This window comes from Pseudomonas sp. FYR_5 (assembly GCF_043106315.1).
Taxonomy (GTDB): domain Bacteria; phylum Pseudomonadota; class Gammaproteobacteria; order Pseudomonadales; family Pseudomonadaceae; genus Aquipseudomonas; species Aquipseudomonas putida_Y.
In genome coordinates, this window is the sequence record NZ_JBICMK010000047.1 from 1 (window position 1) to 17,549 (window position 17,549).

Annotated in this window: 15 protein-coding genes; 10 read left to right on the forward strand and 5 right to left on the reverse strand. The window is 60.9% G+C overall.

The features are described 5' to 3' along the window. Positions 1–280: 280 nt before the first annotated feature. Positions 281–1,102 (reverse strand): aldo/keto reductase, encoded by an 822-nt coding sequence (locus tag ACF8RA_RS06040; protein ID WP_209966228.1) that lies wholly within the window; start codon positions 1,100–1,102, stop codon positions 281–283. Further along, the gene (locus tag ACF8RA_RS06045) at positions 1,090–1,995 is read right to left on the reverse strand and encodes a LysR family transcriptional regulator (RefSeq protein WP_021785058.1); all 906 of its coding nucleotides are present in this window, start codon (positions 1,993–1,995) and stop codon (positions 1,090–1,092) included. The genes ACF8RA_RS06040 and ACF8RA_RS06045 overlap by 13 nt, the downstream gene beginning before the upstream one ends. Before the next feature lie 140 nt (positions 1,996–2,135). Between ACF8RA_RS06045 and ACF8RA_RS06050 the strand changes: the two genes are divergently transcribed. From ACF8RA_RS06050 to ACF8RA_RS06085, 8 genes are all read left to right on the forward strand, one after another. Next, the gene (locus ACF8RA_RS06050; RefSeq protein WP_020192902.1) at positions 2,136–2,834 is read left to right on the forward strand and encodes a CoA transferase subunit A; all 699 of its coding nucleotides are present in this window, start codon (positions 2,136–2,138) and stop codon (positions 2,832–2,834) included. Between the two features lie 35 nt (positions 2,835–2,869). Next, the gene (locus ACF8RA_RS06055) at positions 2,870–3,526 is read left to right on the forward strand and encodes a CoA transferase subunit B (RefSeq protein WP_004576290.1); all 657 of its coding nucleotides are present in this window, start codon (positions 2,870–2,872) and stop codon (positions 3,524–3,526) included. A gap of 197 nt (positions 3,527–3,723) precedes the next feature. Beyond that, positions 3,724–4,266: a helix-turn-helix domain-containing protein gene (locus ACF8RA_RS06060; protein ID WP_176684303.1), complete on the forward strand. Its 543-nt coding sequence runs from the start codon at positions 3,724–3,726 to the stop codon at positions 4,264–4,266. A gap of 246 nt (positions 4,267–4,512) precedes the next feature. Beyond that, positions 4,513–4,689, forward strand: coding sequence for an EPS-associated small membrane protein EppA (eppA, locus tag ACF8RA_RS06065; protein ID WP_021785062.1), 177 nt, complete (start codon positions 4,513–4,515; stop codon positions 4,687–4,689). A 264-nt stretch (positions 4,690–4,953) separates the two neighbouring features. Beyond that, on the forward strand, positions 4,954–5,511 hold the full coding sequence (locus tag ACF8RA_RS06070; RefSeq protein WP_176684302.1) for a polysaccharide biosynthesis/export family protein: 558 nt from the start codon (positions 4,954–4,956) through the stop codon (positions 5,509–5,511). Between the two features lie 24 nt (positions 5,512–5,535). Beyond that, positions 5,536–6,651, forward strand: a complete 1,116-nt coding sequence (locus ACF8RA_RS06075; RefSeq protein ID WP_392518922.1) for a hypothetical protein — start codon at positions 5,536–5,538, stop codon at positions 6,649–6,651. A 19-nt stretch (positions 6,652–6,670) separates the two neighbouring features. Then, a complete protein-coding gene (locus ACF8RA_RS06080) occupies positions 6,671–8,233 on the forward strand; it encodes a GumC family protein (protein ID WP_392518923.1) in 1,563 nt (520 codons plus the stop codon). Positions 8,234–8,244: 11 nt separating this feature from the next. Next, complete coding sequence (locus ACF8RA_RS06085) at positions 8,245–9,051, forward strand: CpsD/CapB family tyrosine-protein kinase (RefSeq protein ID WP_176684299.1); 807 nt, start codon at positions 8,245–8,247, stop codon at positions 9,049–9,051. 61 nt (positions 9,052–9,112) lie between these two features. Here ACF8RA_RS06085 and galE read toward each other — a convergent pair whose 3' ends face one another. From galE to ACF8RA_RS06100, 3 genes are all read right to left on the reverse strand, one after another. After that, positions 9,113–10,078 carry a UDP-glucose 4-epimerase GalE gene (gene galE, locus ACF8RA_RS06090; protein WP_176684298.1) on the reverse strand — a complete coding sequence of 322 codons (966 nt, stop codon included), beginning with the start codon at positions 10,076–10,078 and terminating at the stop codon, positions 9,113–9,115. Positions 10,079–10,183: 105 nt separating this feature from the next. Continuing rightward, positions 10,184–12,784, reverse strand: a complete 2,601-nt coding sequence (locus ACF8RA_RS06095) for a glycosyl hydrolase family 5 (RefSeq protein ID WP_392518924.1) — start codon at positions 12,782–12,784, stop codon at positions 10,184–10,186. A 5-nt stretch (positions 12,785–12,789) separates the two neighbouring features. Next, complete coding sequence (locus ACF8RA_RS06100; protein WP_209966222.1) at positions 12,790–14,316, reverse strand: O-antigen ligase; 1,527 nt, start codon at positions 14,314–14,316, stop codon at positions 12,790–12,792. Between the two features lie 95 nt (positions 14,317–14,411). On the opposite strand from ACF8RA_RS06100, the gene ACF8RA_RS06105 reads away from it, so the two are divergent. Then, a complete protein-coding gene (locus ACF8RA_RS06105; RefSeq protein WP_176684295.1) occupies positions 14,412–15,788 on the forward strand; it encodes an oligosaccharide flippase family protein in 1,377 nt (458 codons plus the stop codon). 236 nt (positions 15,789–16,024) lie between these two features. Continuing rightward, a complete protein-coding gene (locus ACF8RA_RS06110; protein ID WP_176684294.1) occupies positions 16,025–17,491 on the forward strand; it encodes a GMC oxidoreductase in 1,467 nt (488 codons plus the stop codon). Positions 17,492–17,549 lie beyond the last annotated feature (58 nt).

Sequence of the window (17,549 nt, forward strand, 5' to 3'; positions counted from 1 at the left end):
CGCGACGCAAGGCCGCTCCCACAGGGATCGCGCCAGCTTTTAGAAATTGAGCAAGACAGTTGCTCCCAAAGGTCGCGTCCTGGTCCAGATTGCGCTTGGCGAACGGCAGCGGCGGGCGGTGGTGGCGCAGTTGCTCAACGCTCGGTACTTGCGCGGTTCCTTGTGGGAGCGGGCGAGCCCGCGAAGCAGGAACCGCGTTGCAGGGCACCGGCATTGCCGGTGTTCGCGGGCATGCCCGCGCCCACAGGGGTCATCTACTGATCCAGCTTGCGCTCGCCGGTTACACCATCGCCAACCGCTGCTTGTGCGTCGGCGCAGGGAACGCCCGGTCGATCGCCCCCAGGTCTTCGCTGGTCAAGGTCAGCGCTCCCGCTGCTGCATTGAGCTGCACGTGCTCGGGCGCCACCGCCTTGGGGATGGCGATCACGCCGTCATCGCGGGTCACCCAGGCCAGGCTGACCTGGGCCGGTGTGGCGCCATGGCGCTCGGCGATTTCCGCCAGTACCGGGTGCTGCAACAAGCGCCCGGCCTGAGCCAGCGGGCAGTAGGCCATGGTCGGCAAGCCACGTTTTTCGCACCACGGTAGCAAGTCGAATTCGATGCCACGCTGGGCCGGGTTGTACAACACCTGGTTGGTTGCGCAATCAGGGTTGTGCAGCTCGCGCAGGTCGTCGACGTCGAAGTTGGACACGCCCCAGCGCTTGATCTTGCCTTGCTCGCGCAAACGCTCGAAGCCTTCGACGGTTTCCTCCAGCGGGTGCTGGCCACGCCAGTGCAGCAGGTACAAGTCGATGCAGTCGGTGTCCAGCCGGGTGAGGCTGCGTTCGCAGGCAGCCGCCATGCCGCGCAGGCTGGCATTGTGCGGGTAGACCTTGCTGACCAGAAATACCTGGTCGCGGCGCCCGGCAATGGCTTGACCTACGACCTCTTCTGCCCCCCCTTCGGCATACATCTCGGCGGTGTCGATCAGGTTCAGGCCCAGCTCGATGCCCTGTTGCAGCGCCGCGACTTCGGCAGCCTTGCGACCTGGGTCTTCGCCCATGTACCAAGTGCCTTGGCCGATGGCTGGAACACTCGTGCCTGCCAGATTTACGTATCGCATGTCACCTCCGGGATCCGGGTATTGGAAAGAAGCACCTCAAGCAGTGCTTGCGCTGCAGTGGAAAGCTTGTGCTCGCTGAGGGCAATCACGCCGATGCGCCGCTCGACAGTGGGCTCGACCAAGGTGACGCAGCGGGCACCCAGTTCCTGCATCTGGTTGATGCACAGCGCCGGCACGGCACTGACCCCCAGGCCGCTGGCAACCATGCGGCCGATGGTCGTCAGCTGGTGGCTTTCGAACGCGACTGCCAGCTTGCCGTGGCGGGCCGCCACATTCTGCTCCATCAGCAGGCGCACCGCCGAAGGGCGCTGCAGGGCCACGAAATCTTCGGCCATCAGCTGTGCCCAGCTGACCTGGGGCAGCAGCGCCAAGGGCGAGTCGGCGGCCACTACGGCAACGAAGCGGTCCATGTACAACGGGTGGAAGTCCAGCCCATCGATGTTATCCGGCTCGAAGCCGATGCCCAGTTCGACGCGGCGATGGCGTACCAGTTCCTGTACCTGTTCGTTGATCACGTCGTGCACCGTGACGTTGACCTTGGGGTAGCGCTGGCGAAACACCTTGAGCGAGTGGGGCAACAGGTTGCCGGCAAAAGCCGGCATGGCCGCCACCGACACACGGCCCAATTGCAGGGTAAAGCGCTGGCGCAGCATCTCTTCGGTGTCGTCCCAGTCGGCCAGCAGGCGGCGTGCCAGTGGCAGCAGCACTTCGCCTTCGGCAGTCAGGCTGACGCTGCGCGTGGTGCGGCTGAGCAGGGCGCCGCCGAGGTTTTCTTCCAGCGCCTTGATGGTCAGGCTCAGTGCCGGTTGCGAAACGTGCAGGTGTTCACCGGCCTGGGCGAAGCTCTGGTACTTGGCCACGGCGACAAAGGCGCGCAGTTGTTTGACGTTCATGTCGGGCCTATCGTTTGTTTTGTAAAAATTATCAATCGATGACGAAAACAAAATTAACAAATCAGTCGCTTGCGGTGAAGATGTCTGCACACGCTCACCGACAGCCTCGTCGGTTAAACAACTACAAAAGGCGGATCAGCATGGCCGGACTGGACAAGCGCGTTGCAACCTATGAACAGGCCCTCGAAGGCCTGAGCGACAACATGACGGTACTGGCCGGTGGTTTCGGCCTGTGCGGCATCCCGGAAAACCTTATCAGCGAAATCAAGCGGCGTGGCGTCAAGGGCCTGACCGTGGTCTCCAACAACTGCGGTGTGGACGGTTTTGGTCTGGGCGTGCTGCTGGAAGACCGGCAAATTCGCAAGATGATCGCCTCCTACGTAGGCGAAAACGCCGAGTTCGAACGCCAGTTGCTCAGTGGCGAGCTGGAAGTGGAACTGACCCCACAGGGCACCCTCGCCGAGAAAATGCGCGCAGGTGGTGCCGGCATCCCGGCGTTCTACACCGCTACCGGCTATGGCACCCCGGTTGCCGACGGCAAGGAAGTCCGCGAGTTCAAGGGCCGCAAGTACATCCTGGAAGAATCCATCACCGGTGACTTCGCCATCGTCAAGGGCTGGAAGGCCGACCACTACGGCAATGTGGTGTACCGCAACACTGCGCAAAACTTCAACCCGCTGGCGGCCACCGCCGGCAAGATCACCGTGGTCGAAGTGGAAGAAATCGTCGAGCCCGGCGTGCTGCTGCCAAGCGAAATCCACACCCCGGGCATCTACGTGGACCGTGTCATCGTCGGCACCTTCGAAAAGCGTATCGAAAAGCGCACCGTCAAGGCCTGAGCGCCATCCACCCGAACAATAAAGAGATCCTGACCATGGCATTGACCCGCGAACAGATGGCGCAACGCGTTGCCCGTGAACTGAAGGATGGTTACTACGTCAATCTGGGCATCGGCATCCCCACCTTGGTGGCCAACTATGTACCCGCCGACATGGATGTGATGCTGCAATCGGAAAACGGCCTGCTCGGCATGGGCGAATTCCCCACCGAAAGCACCCTCGATGCCGACATGATCAACGCCGGCAAGCAAACTGTCACTGCCCGCCGCGGCGCCTCGATCTTCGATTCGGCACAATCGTTCGCCATGATCCGTGGCGGCCACGTCGACCTGACCGTACTGGGTGCTTTCGAGGTGGACGTGCAGGGCAACATCGCCTCGTGGATGATTCCTGGCAAGTTGGTCAAGGGCATGGGTGGGGCCATGGACCTGGTGGCCGGCGCCGACAACATCATCGTCACCATGACCCACGCCTCCAAGGACGGCGAGTCCAAGTTGCTGCCGCAGTGCAGCCTGCCGCTGACCGGTGCGGGCTGCATCCGCAAGGTGCTGACCGACCTGGCCTACCTGGAAATCGAAGACGGCGCCTTCATCCTGCGCGAGACCGCACCCGGGGTCAGCGTCGAGGAAATCATCGAGAAAACCGCCGGCAAGCTGATCGTGCCGGATGATGTGAAGGAAATGACATTCTGATTGCCCGCTACAGACTGCCCCTTGTAGGCACAGCTTTGTGCTGCGAAGGGGCCTGTTATGGGGTGGCCAACTTGCCACCCCTATAGCGCGAAGCTTTGCCTTACTGCCAGTGATGCCTTGATTCAAGGCCTCTGCAGGCTTGGCGTCAGCTTTCAGACGCGTATCATGGCTGCCTCAGCCTGGGAAACCCGCGTCACATGTCTATCCGATTGAAACTGCTGCGTAAGAAACTGGGGATGACCCTGGAAATGCTGGCCGAAAAGACTGGCATGACCAAAAGCTACCTGTCCAAGGTCGAGCGCGGCCTCAACACGCCCTCGATCGCCGCGGCGCTGAAACTGGCGAGAGCGCTGAACGTCAACGTCGAAGAGCTGTTCGCCGAAGAACAGGTTGGGCAGAGCCGCTACAGCCTGGTGCGCCATACCGAGCGCCAGGCTCTGGTTGGCGATGGGCAAGGGCCGGGGTACGCGGCCCTCACCAGTCAGGTTGGTCAGCGCAGCCTGCTGCCGTTTCTGATTCAGCCGCCGTCCGAGTTCAGCGACCCCACGTTCAAGGAACACCAGGGCGAAGAGTTCCTGTTTGTTCACGCAGGCCAGGTGGAAGTGGACTTCATGAGTGAGCGGGTGCTGCTGGAGCAGGGCGACGCCCTTCATTTCAACGCCCAGACGCCGCACCGGCTGCGCTCGGTAGGTGTCTCACCGGCGCAATTACTGGTCGTGGTTCACCACGCAGACGAGTGAAACATCAGGGGGGCAGGTATGCCCCTTGTTCTCAGCTGTGAAACGCCAGATCCATCGCACCAGCCCTCCCTTGCATAATCTGCATGTCGTTTTTTTGACGAATGAACCCATCGCCCATTGAATTTTATTATGGTGTCGGATCATTGACGTAGTGTCATTGTGCCCATAAGCTCAAATCAACAACGAAACAACTCCCGCAACACCGCGCCAATAACTAATTGATTTTCCTGTTTTTAGGAGGGGAGTATGCGCTCGACTCTGATAATCAAATCGATGTTCTTGCTGGTGATGCTAAGTGGTGCTGCCCGCGCGGCAGATTCGTATATAAATCAAAACAGTATCATTCCTGTTTCAACTGCAGGCTGGTTCTTTGCCTTTGCTGTCGTCGGTTTTGTTGCTGTTGCCAACCGCAGAAAGATCTGAACCGGATACCTTGTACCTGAAGTGACTGCCCATTGCCGCGAGTCCACTGGCATGGCTTGTGAATTCTCCAACCGTTGCTATATTCCCAGTAGCCCGTAGGGCCAATGTTTACAGGGCGTTGCAGCCGCGCTTGCAGCGTCAAGGCAAGGGCCTCCAGGAAGGTCGAGGCCATCGCGGCAGCTGTGCGCCGTGAAGCGGAGCGAGAGTTGGTGTGTTGTTCTCATTCAGTGCTCTTTGTCGGGCCATTTGGCCGGAGGGACCCTCATGGTGCGTTCAATGTTTGCCGCTTTGTGCATGCTGACGGTGTGGTCCGGCGCCGCTAACGCCGACCAGAGCAGTGCTCCCTACCTGCTCAGCCCCGGCGATGTGGTGATGGTTTCGGTGTGGCAGGAAGACAGCCTGCGTCAAGAAGCCACCGTACTTCCCGATGGCAGTATCACCTTCCCCCTGGCCGGGCGCATCAATGTGGCCGGGCTGGACGTGACAGCGGTCGAAAAGCAGGTCGCTGCCAAACTCGAAAAATACCTCCCCGACCCTAACGTCAGCGTTGTCGTCAAAAGCATTGCCGGCAACATGGTCTATGTGCAAGGCAAAGTGATCAAGCCCGGGCCGGTGCAAATGGCGGGCCCCACTGCGGTATTGCAGGCGTTGAGCATGTCGGGTGGTCTGGACAAGTTTGCGGATGAAAGCGAAATCAAGGTGGTCCGCGGCACGGGTGCTTCCCAAAAAATCCTGCCCGTGCGATATAAGGACCTGGTGTCTGGGCGGGACATGTCCACCAACATCCAACTTCAGGCTGGCGATACGCTGGTCGTCCCTTGATCTTGCCTTTAATAAGAACATTTAATGCCTCTTCTTAGAACAACTCGCATTGCAACGGCAATCTTGGTCTTGCCGTTTACGGACGCGGTACTGGCGGCAAATTGGCAGTCTACGGTGGTGGTACCGACATCCGTCGAATACGACAGCAACCCATTGCTGCTGACCTCGGGGGAAAAGGGCATAACGCGCACGATCATCGCGCCGGATTACACCCTGATCGGCACTTTTGACCGTGACGAATTGAGGTTGGGGCTTGGCATGCATGTGCTGCGCTCGTCCGATACGGATATCGTCGATGACCGTGAAGACCCTGATATAAGCCTGGGCTGGCAGCGCACTACCGAGCGGGGGCGTTTCGGCCTGGTGGCGCGCTACAACGAAAGCTCGACGTTGTCGGGGACAGTACTGGATACCGGGGTGATTACCACCGACGGTACACAAAAGCTTTACACCTTGACTGGCAACTGGAGCCAGGCGGTGACCGAGCGCAGTACCTTGAGCAACGAAACCACCTACAACCGTGCCCGTTACGACATCAGTACGCTGACGGGCTACGACGAACTGGCGAACGTCTTTACCTGGACTTACGCCTGGAGCGAGCGGGCTGATCTGTATAGCCGTTTTGGTGCCCGGCGCTATGAGCCCGAAGAGGACCTTACCGCGACCGCTTCCAACAGCTACACCCCGGCAGTCGGCATCAAATACCAGCTTGCCGAGGGCTTTAGCGCCGACGCCCATGTTGGCGTCAACCAAGTGTCAGGTGACGATGGCGGCCGACGCGGGGAGGGTGGGGTTGCGTTGCTGTACACCGGCCCGCGTGCCGTTGCCAGCCTCAGCGCCGAGCGCAGCACGGTGGCAAGCGCCGAAGGCGGTTTCGCTGAGCTGGACCAGGTGCGTGGTGTGTGGAGCTATGCGCTGACCGAGTTGTCCCGGGTGGGCGCGGACGCCGCGTGGCAAGACAGCAAGGGGCAGTCGCCCAACACGCTGCAGACTTACAGCGTATGGGCCAGCCGCCAGTTTTCGCCTTACTGGGACCTGCGCCTGTCGCTGATGTACAAGGAGCGGCAGCAGGACCATGTACCGGATGCAACCGCTACGATCGTTGGTTTGACGTTGACGTACAGGTACCCCGACATCTGAACTTCAGGCAGGTGGCCCTATGAAGTCTGACTACGAGCTCTCCCTCAGAGATTACATCGCCATTATCAAGGACAGAGCCCTGGTGTTAGGGGTGAGTGCCGCAGTCATTCTCGCCGCGACCGTGGCCGTCGCGTTGATGGTGCCGCCGATCTACCAGTCGACCGGCACCATTCTGGTTGAGTCACAGCAGATTTCGCCCGAGCTGGTGTCGACCAACAACACCAGTTTTGCCGATGAGCGCATCGAGGTGATCCGTCAACGGGTGATGACCCGCGAAAACCTGTTGCGCATCATTGGCAAGTACGACCTGTTCGCCGACAAGCGCTTCAGCGAAAGCGACAAGATCGACCAGATGCGCAACGCGATCGTGGTCGAAACCCTTACCACCTACGTGCGCGGTCGTGGTGAAGCGACCGTGGCGTTCAATGTGTCGTTCGAGCACAAGCAGGCACAAGTGGCCAAGGAAGTCGCCGACGAACTGGTGACGCTGTTCCTCAACGAAAACCTCAAGCAGCGCACCGAGCGGGCCAATGAAACCACCGAGTTCCTCACCCAGGAAGCCAACAAGCTGGGCGCCGAGCTGGCCAGCCTGGAGAACCAGCTGGCCGATTTCAAGCAGGCTCACGCCAACGCCTTGCCCGAGCACCAGACCCTGCGCATGAACATGTTGTCGCGTGCGGAGCTGGAGTTCCGTGAGGTCGACCGTGACTACAAGGCTGCCCAGGAAGAGCTGCGCTACCTGGAACTGGAGCTGTCTGCGGCCAATGCGGGCCTTGCCACCAAGGTTGCCGAAGGCTCCCGGTCAACCCGTGCTGACCCGCCCGAGGACCTGCCAAGCCTGAAAGCTGAATACGCGCGGCTGATGAGCCGCTACAAGGACGCCCACCCGGATGTGGTGGCGGTCAAACGCAAGATCCAGGCGCTCGAAGCCAGCGGTGGCCGCACTGCTGCAGCTTCTACGGTCAGCCTCGACGTGGCCCGTGTCCGCGCCAAAATGAGCGCCGCCCAGGTACGTATTGCCTCGCTGGCAGAGCAAAAGCGCGAGCTGACCCGGAAAATGGAAGGCTACGAAGCGGAGATCCTCGAGGCACCGCAGGTCGAGCGCGGCCTGGTGACTTTGATGCGTGACCACGACAACGCACGCAAGAAATACGAAGAGATTCGTGCCAAGGAAATGGGCGCAAAGATTACCGAAAGCCTCGAGCAGGAAAACAAGGCTGAACGCTTCGTACTGCTCGAACCCCCCCTGTTGCCTGAGAAGCCGATCAAGCCTAACCGCAAGAAGATCGCTGCGCTGGGCCTGGTGTTGGCACCGGCCGGTGGCGGTGCGCTGGTGATGCTGCTGGAGATGCTCAATCAGCGTGTGCGCGGCGTTGGTGCCCTGGAAAGCCTGCTGGGCAAACGGGTGCTGATGGCACTGCCCTATATCGATACCCGGGCCGACGTGGCCCGACGCAGGCGCTGGCGCAATCGCCTGATCCTGGCGGCACTGGCGCTGGCAGCTATCATGATAGGGCTGGTGCACGTGTTCTACATGCCACTGGATGTGCTGTTGTACAAAGTCATGTCTCGGTTTGTATAGGGAAAGCAGTGATGGACAGGATCAAGCCGGCTGTTGGCAACAATATTCATCAGGTTACCCCGGGTACCCCCCAGGCACTGTCTCCCGCCCCCGGTACGGCGCTGGCAGAAGTGCCGGGGCAGTTCGATTACGTGAACACCAAAGTGGTACCACTGCGTCCAGACCACCTGGAGCGTAACCGCATCGTCGCGTACAACAAGAACTCCAACATGAACGGGCCGATCGACCTGTTGCGTACGCAGGTGCTCAGGGCCATGGACGAGAACGGCTGGCGTACCTTGGCCATCACCTCGCCAACGCCGGAAGCGGGCAAGACAATGTTGGCGATCAACCTGGCCATGAGCATTGCCCACCACACCACTAAGACTGCGTTACTGGTGGACTTCGACCTGCGCCGGCCCAAGGTCGGCAGCTACCTGGGCCTGCCCATGGAGCAGGCACTGAACGAGCTTCTGGCGGACAAGGCCGAGTTGCAGGACTGCCTGGTCAACCCCACCTTGCCGCGCTTTGTGGTGCTGCCGACGCGGGTACCCGTGCCCCTGTCGACCGAGATGCTGTCCTCGCCCAAGGTAAACAACCTGATTGGCGAGTTGCGCAACCGCTACGAGTCGCGCATCTGCATTTTCGATTTGCCACCGCTGCTCAGCTCGGACGATGCGATCACCGTCATGCCCAAGTTCGACTGTGTGTTGCTGGTGGTGGCCAACGGGATGAACAACAAGAAGGAAATCGAGGATTGCCTGCATCACCTGGCCACGGTGAACCTGATCGGGACAGTGTTGAACAAGGCTGACGAACAGCCGCGTACCTATTACTGAGCCTTCTGGCCGTCCGCCTGTAGGTGCGGCCTTGTGCTGCGCCTACAGGGAACGAGCCCACTCAGCGCTCCCAGGGATACTGCAACTCCCACTGCCACGCATGCCGCACAATCTCCTCCAGCGAAGCGAACGCCGGGCGCCAGCCCAGCACGTGCATGGCTTTGCTCGCATCCGCCACCAGCCGTGGCGGGTCGCCGGCGCGGCGCGGTGCGTCAAGGGCATTGATCTGCCGCCCGGTCACTGCCCGGGCCGTATCGATCACCTCCTGCACCGAAAAGCCCAGGCCATTGCCCAGGTTGAACGCGGCACGCTCGCCACCGGCCCGTAAATAATCCACCGCCAGTGCATGGGCCGCCGCCAGGTCTGCAACATGCACGTAGTCGCGAATGCAGGTGCCATCCGGTGTGTCGTAGTCACGACCGAACACTGTCACCGCCTCGCGCCGGCCAGATGCAGCCTGCAGGATCAAGGGGATCAGATGGGTTTCCGGGTCGTGACGTTCCCCGAGCTGACCTTCCGGGTCAGCGCCCGCTGCATTGAAATAGCGTAGGCATACCGACTTCAAACCATAGGCCCGGTCGAAGTCCTCAAGAATCTGCTCGACCATCCATTTGCTCAATCCGTACGGGTTGATCGGCACCTTGGTGTGCGCTTCATCGATCGGCACGTACTGCGGGTTGCCGTAAACGGCGGCGCTCGAAGAAAACACCAGGTGCCTGATGCCGGCATTGACCATGGCCTGCAGCAGGGCAAGGGTGGCTGCGACGTTGTTCTGGTAGTACTTGCCGGGCGCGCTGACCGACTCGCCCACTTGAATGAACGAGGCGAAATGAAACACAGCATCGAAGCGGCACACGCCAAACAGCACGTCCAGTGCGGCTTCGTCGGCGATGTCGAGCCTGGCCCACTGGATACCGGGGCCAGGTGAGACCAGGTCCGCGACCAGCACTTCATGGCCGGCGGCGAGCAGGTGCTTGACCATGTGCGAACCAATGTAGCCCGCACCACCCACAACCAGATATTTCATCCCCACCTCCTGGAATCTGCTGTTTACAGACGCAGTGAACACTCCCTGACACGTGCAGGTGGGATGATCATCTACAGGTGACCTGAGCGTAGATGGCCCTATGCTCTATTTCAAGAATAGCCAGTTGGACATGTAGGTGCCGTCGAAGGTAATGGTGTATTGCCCCTCCTTGTAGGCCACCGGCAGCGGTTTCAACTGCACCTGTGCATCGCGGGCGAACAGTTTCAGGCCGGCGGGTGCCTTGATGTTCAGGCTGCCTTCAAGGGGCTCCACATTGAACGGCGTCTTGTCATCGGCCTTGGGCATCGCACGGGTGCCCAGAGACAGCAGAAGCTCGCGCGACTGACCCAGTGGCTTGCCGTCCAGGCTCTGGACCACCACGCTGGCGTAAGGCGTTTTCGTATGTATCTGAATGGCACCCAGGTTGATCGGGCGGCCGCCCAGCCAGCCGCTGGCGGCCTGGGTCAATGGCGTGTCGATGGTGTAGATGCCTTGTTGCCAGTTGCGCCTGAGTTCGCCAGTGTCGGTCACCGACTCGGTGGCATCGGCGGCCAGCAGCGCTTGCCCCGGGTCGTGCAGCACCTGCGCGTCTGCCGGGATGGGTGCGGGTTTCAGCCAAGGCAATTCCGGCGTGTGTGGCAGGGCGATCTGCAACTGGCCCTTTTCCATGGCCGTGCGCAGCAGCGGTGAGTTACGCGGGGTGATCTCCTGGTTATACAGGGTGGCAGGTGTCGGTGCGAACACGTAGCGAGTGGTGGCTGGTTTTACGTCCGCACGGCGATAGAGCAGGGCAGCGGCGGGCAGGGTGGCGATCATCGCCGGGTCGTTGTACGCGTGCCAGTTGTCCGCCGTGCGCCAGCCTGGGTTGAACGCCTGTTGGCTGTAGGCGTATTGCAGCATGGCGTCCCAGCCTTGGTGGCTGGCGGTGCCGGCGATGTAAATCGGCAGCGAGTGACGGTCAGGCAGCGGGAAGGGCTCGGCGTTCCACTCGGTGACGGTCAGCGGTTTGCCGACGACCTGGGCGGCAGCAATCCAGTCGATCATGCCGTCGCTGGTCAGTGGGTTCTTCTCCAGTTGGCCTGTGTCGCCGTAGCTGTGGGCGTCGATGACATCGCCAACGCTCAGTGCCGGCAGTGCGCTAAGCCCATTGCCGCCCCAGGTGCTGGTGGTAGCAATGGGGACTTTCACGCCCACGCTGCGCAAGTGGGCGATCATGTCGGCATTGAAGCGTTGTTCCAGTTCGTTGAGCAACAGCTTCGACGGCCCATGCTCCCAGGCCCGCCAGGTCAGGTCGGCGGGCAGGTCAAACTGTTTGGCAAAGGCCTTGGCCGCCGTCATGTAGCGTGCGCTGTGGCGCGGTACATCCTTGTTCGGCATCAGGGCGTTGCCGTAATGCTGGGTCAGGTCATTCTCGTTGGTGATCAGCACGGCGGCGATGGCCGGGTCGTCCTTGTAGGCCAGGCCCGTGTATTCGTTCACATGGGTCAGGTACTGCTCGGCGAAGCGTTTCATCGCTTGCCGCATGCTGTCGTTCACGTAGGCGTAGCCCTTCAGGTCGACGCGGCCGTCCTTTTCAGGCAGCTCCCTGATGTCTTCAATATTGTCGTTGGCGGTAAACCCACGCTGCACATGCATGTCCAGCCAGATGTAGATGCCTTCGTCCTTGAGTGACTTGATCCACAGGTCGAGCTTGCGCAGCGATTCGGCGCTGAGCTGCTGGGTATCGCGCACCAAGGTGCCGTCGCCAAATACGTTGGGGCTGACCCAGGGCGAGTCGTGGTGATGCAGACGCACCAGGTTGAAGCCCAGTGCCGAAAGGCGTTTGGCCTGTTGACGTATTTCGTCGTCGGGGCTTTTGAACAGCGAGTAGGCCGACAGGTTGGTGCCCCAGAAGCGTACCGGGGTGTTGTCGGCGAACATCAACTGGTCGCCAACCGCCTTGATGAAGCCACGCTTGCCGGCGGGTTTTTCTGCTGCGTTGAGGAACGACAGGTCCACCGGCGAGGTGCGCCAGTCCAGCTGGTCATCAGGCCAGTTGGCAGGGTCTGCCAGGCCGAAGCGCTCGCTGGGGGTAGGGCCGAGTTCGATGTCGCCAGTCACGTTGAGCACGGCCTTGAGCTGTTGGCGGCCGGCGCTGATCGGGTCCTTGTAGAGGAATGCGCGCAGCTCGGACGGGTTGCCGCGCTCGAAATAGACCTTGGCCAGTGGCGGGTCGAAACGCATTTCGATGCGTCGCCCCTGGTCGGCCTTGCCCCACGTCCAGCCGCGGTTGTCGGGCAGCAACTGCGGGGCTCCCATGTCGCCGGCGATTTGCGCCGGGTCGAACTGGAACACCATGCCGCCTCCCATGACACCGCTCTGGCGGCTGTGGGCGTCGAGGTCGAAGGCCCAGCTCAGGGTTTGCGCTTGTTCCTTACGGATGTCAGCCTGCAGGTCGAAGTCCAGTTCCTTGTTCTTGCCCTGCAGCGTGTAGTGGTATGGGCCATTGACCTTGAAGTCGGTATGGAAACCGGTCCAGCTCCAGTTGGCAGCCCAGAAATCGAATTTGGCCTTCATGACTGGGCCACCGCCGTGTGTCACGATAGGCAAGCCATTTTGCTCATCGACACTGACCTGCCAGTCTGAAGCCCAGCTGGCCAGCGGCAGCAGGGCCAGGCCGGCAATGGCCGAAAGGCGCACATAATGACGCAGGGACAGCCTGTTCATGCACTTTACCTGAGTTGTAGGTCGGGTTCTGCCAGTTCCATGACCTGGCTGTTGTGCAGCCGGCGAACCATCTGGATGTAGGCCACGCCCAGGCCAGCAATAGACCAGTACACCACCGGGATGAAGGTGATGCTGCTGACCGTGAAGATGATGACCAGAATGCCGATCAGCGTTGCCAGCAACACCCGGCCGAGCTGTCGTCGCTCGTCGTCCTTGTCGGCGAAGCTGAGCATGGCTCTACGGATACCCAGCAGCACCACGGCAAAGAACGCCACGAACAGGCCTAGCCCGATCAGGCCGACCCGCAGCGCGAGGTTGATGTAGGTGTTGACAATGTCGATGATGCCATCGCCCTGGATCATCGCCTGCATTTCGGGTGTGTTGCGGAAGTCGAAGGAGCCGAACAACGGATTGCGCTGGATGACGATCCAGGAGTTGTCCATCAGCCGTTCGCGGTAGGTGATGTTCTCTTTCTCGAGGTTGCCGATGAACGGCAGCAGGTCCAGCACCTTGTCGCCACCGGGCACCACGGTCAGCAAGGGCAACGCCAGCATGCCAGCCGCACCTAGTAGCGCCAGGCGCTTGAAGGCACCTTTGCCCAAGGCGATGAACACCACCACGATGACCAAGGTGCCGACCCACGGGCCGCGTGACAATGGCGCGAACAGCCCGGCGGCCAACAGCAGGGCACCCATGGCCCTGTGCAGTGGGCGTTGCACATAGCCCTGCACGAACAGGAACAGGCCGATGGCCACGCTCATCACGTAACCCAATACAATCGCCTGGCCGGTGGTGACGCTCGCCCGCAACGCACCGCCACGGCTGAGGTAGCCGGACATGCTCCAGGGTACGCCCATGGCGTCGACCAGGGCGCTGTACAGCAGCCAGTGGCGCACATACTCGGCCACGGCGATCAGTGCCATGACGAAAGAGGCGAGCACGAAGGCCAGCAGGGTGTCCTTGAAGTCGCTGATCTGGCGCAGGCCACGGCTGGCCACGTAATACGGCAGGAGTACGTCGACATACAGGTACAGCGCCTGGCGCAGCGTGTCGGTAAGGGTGGTTTCGCGCAAATAGAGCACGCTCATCAGCAGCAGGCCGGCCGCCAGCAATTTATCGGCCCAGGTGCGGCCAAAGCGCTGGGTGTCACTTTGCCGGCGCAGGTGCAGCGCGGCCGGCAGCAGCACGCAGAGGGTCAACAGGCGAATATGGTTCAGGTCGACCAGATAGTTGACCACGCCAAACCCGGGCACCTGTACCGAGGCTGGCGGTATCAGGAACAGCAGCATGTAGAACAGCGCCAAGGGGTTGTGCTCGCGGCGCCCGGCTAGCCACAGGACGACCGCGCCCACACCCAGGTACAGCCAGAAGCTGTGCGAGAAAAAAGCCAGCAGCGTCAGCAGGAACCACAGATTGCGCCGGCGCTTGTAGTCGCTGAGCGGAATCAGGTCGGTGGCAGGCCGCCGCGCCATCAGGAAGACCACGCTCGCCAAAAACAGGATGACGATCAACGCACGAAAATGTTCAGGCATTGGCTATGTACACCTTTCCCTTGGTGGGCAACGGCTAGCATCATGGCTAATTGAAACTATAGTGACTTTTAGCCAATCAGTCAGAGATTGAAGTCATGCCGTCGATTGATGTGTCAGCCGCCGCGAGCCTGCGCAAGCGGGCCCTGAGAGCCGGGTCGTGGAACCTGGTCTCGCAGGTGGCTTCACAGGTGATGCGCCTGGGCGGCAATCTGATCATGGCCCGCTTGCTGCTGCCGGAAATGTTCGGGGTGATGGTCATTGCCACCACTGTTTCGATACTGCTGCATTTGCTTTCCGATGTCGGCCTGCGCCAGAACATCATCCAGAGCCACCGTGGTGACGATCCGGATTTTCTCAATACCGCCTGGACCGTGCAGATCATCCGCGGTTTCCTGCTGTTTGCCCTTACCCTGCTGCTGGCCCTGGGGGCTTGGTTGGCGCAACTGGCCGAGCTGTGGCCGGCCGACTCCACCTATGCCGCTCCCGTACTGCCGATGGTGCTGGCAGTAACCGGCTTGTCGGCGGCCATCTGGGGTTTCCAGTCCACCAAGATAGATGTGGCGGTACGAACTTTCCAACAAAAGCGCGTGGTGCTGGTCGACCTTGGCTCGCAGGTGGCCGGCCTGGTGGTCATGCTGGTGCTGGGCTTGCTGACCCATTCGATCTGGGCGCTGGTGTTATCAGGCCTGGTTTCGGCGGTGGTCTGGACCGTGCTGGGGCATACCGCCCTGGAGGGGCCCACCAACCACCTGCGCTGGGACCGTTCGGCGCTGACCGAACTGATCGTGTTTGGCCGCTGGATCCTGTTGTCGTCGATGGTCGGCGTGCTGGCGATGTACGGCGACCGCATGTGGTTTGGTGCCAGCATGTCGGCGGCGCAGCTGGGTGTGTATTCGATCGCCGTGCTGATCCTGGGTGCGGTGCAGACCGCGCTCATGAAAATTGTCGGCGCGGTGGCGCTGCCTGCTTTCAGCGAAGCGGCCCGGGCCGACGACAAGCAGCGCCTGAAAGCGCTGTATTTCCGCTTTCGGCTGCTGGTCGACCTGCTGGTGCTGTTCATTTGTGGCGGGTTCCTGACCGCCAGCCCATTGCTGATTGGCTGGATGTATGACGATCGCTACCGCGAAGCAGGGCCGATGCTGGCGATTCTTTCGCTATCGTTCATCGTATTGCGCTATACCTTGGCTCATCAGGTGTGGATTGCCTTGGGCCTGACCAAGTACCAGGCCATGGACAACATCATCCGCCTGGTCTCGTTGTGGGGACTGTTGCCGCTGCTGCTGGCGATTGGCGGGGTGGAGTGGGCTATCTGGGGGGTTGCCCTGCATGCTGTGCCAACGCTGGTGCTGGTTGTGTACGTGAACTGCAAACTGGATATCTTCAGCCTCAAACGTGAGCTGGTGGTACTGCCGATGTTGCTGGTCGGGGCGCTGTGCGGGGCACTGCTGACGGCCTTTTTCAACTGGCTGTAGCGCAGTTTGCCGGGTGTAACTTTCATGGCTACAGGTCACGGGATCATGGGGAAGCTCACTTTTTGTACTGCGCAGTTGGGTCGTAGAGGCTTTCTCCAGAGCTGTGTCTTGCTCGGCGTGGGGGGCGCAGTGTTCGGCGCCTCGGCGGCCGTTGCTGGCAAGACCGTCGAAAAGCCCGGGTTCGTGGTAATCAACGGCTGGGTATTACCGTCCCGTTACTTCCGGAACGCGTCAGCATGATCAAGGACTTTCAGCAGCAGAAGGCGCTGCGCGACCACTACGATTTCGGCATCATCGGGGCCGGCCCGGCGGGTATAACCCTGGGCTTGCGCCTGGCAGCCGCCGGCTGGAGCGTAATGATCGCCGAAGGCGGGGGCCGCGAATATGCGGCGTACTCGCAAGACTTGTACGCGTGCTCATCCACCGGCCTGGAGCTGTATGCCGAGGAATCCCGCCTGCGTTACCTGGGAGGCACCTCCAATCACTGGGCTGGCCGGTGCCGGCCATTCACGCCTTCGGATTTTGCCGTTGCCCCGCCAGGCGACTTGCCGGGTTGGCCAATTCCCTACTCGGAGATCGAAGGCTTTCTGCCGGCAGCGATGGAGATTGTCGACCTGGTGCCTGGCGCGGAATTTCGCGCGATGAATACCGGCCTCGATGGCGGTGACTTCGAGGCGGACTGCTTTCTGCTCAGCACACCGACCCGTTTTGCGCAAAAGTACGCTACAGCACTGGAACAGACCCCAGGTCTGGACGTATTCATCCACTGTAATTGCGTTGACCTGGAGTTCGACAAGGCTTCCGGCCACTTGGCTGCGGTGGTTTTGTCCGACTATGAGCGCAATCGTCAACGCCTGGTGGCAAGCAACTTCATTCTGGCCGCAGGCGCCATCGAGAATGCTCGGCAACTGTTGAACAGCGAGACCCTGGTGGCCGCAGGCGTGGTGAGCAAGGAAGGGCTGGTCGGCGGGTGTTTCATGGAACACCTGAACATCGAAATGGGCACTTTCATCCTCAAGTCCGGGCAGAGCCCGGAACCGCGCCAGTACTACACCACCGATGCTTTCGTCGACGAGTACAAGGCCGGTAAAGGCAATGTCACCGCCTCCTTGCTGGCTGATGTGCGAACCTATGGCCGCACTGCCGAGGTCAAGTATTTTCTCGAGAGCCTGGCCTGCGACATGGGGTTTGCCAGCAAGGTCGCCTTCGTCGCCAAGTTCAGCTGCCCCGGTGACGGCGTGATCGGCACCATGATCGAGCAGTTCCCCAACCTGCACAGCCGCATCTCGCTGCTGGACGAGAAGGATGCGCTGGGCGTGGCCAAGGTCAATGTCAATTGGGTGCTTAGCGCCGAAGACCGGCACACCATCAAGTGCATTGGCAGCGAACTGGCCAAGCAGTTCGCCGACATGGACCTGGGTTTCGTCAAGCTCAACGATTTCGTCTACGACACCTCGATACCGCTGAGAATGGCACCCCATGCCCATCACATGGGCACCACGCGTATGGCCGCCTCGCCGCAGTTCGGTGTGGTCGATGCCAACTGCAAGGTGTTCGGTACCGAAAACCTGTATGTCGCCGGCAGCAGCATTTTTGCCAAGGGCGGCGCCTCCAACCCGACCATGCCGCTGTTGCAATTTGCCTTGCGGCTGGCCGATCACCTCGATAACAAGATGAAAGCGGCCGGCAGCGCCGCAGCGTGATGCAGGTTGTACACGGGTGAGAGCGATGCGGTCAGCACCTAGAAGAACGAGACCGGAA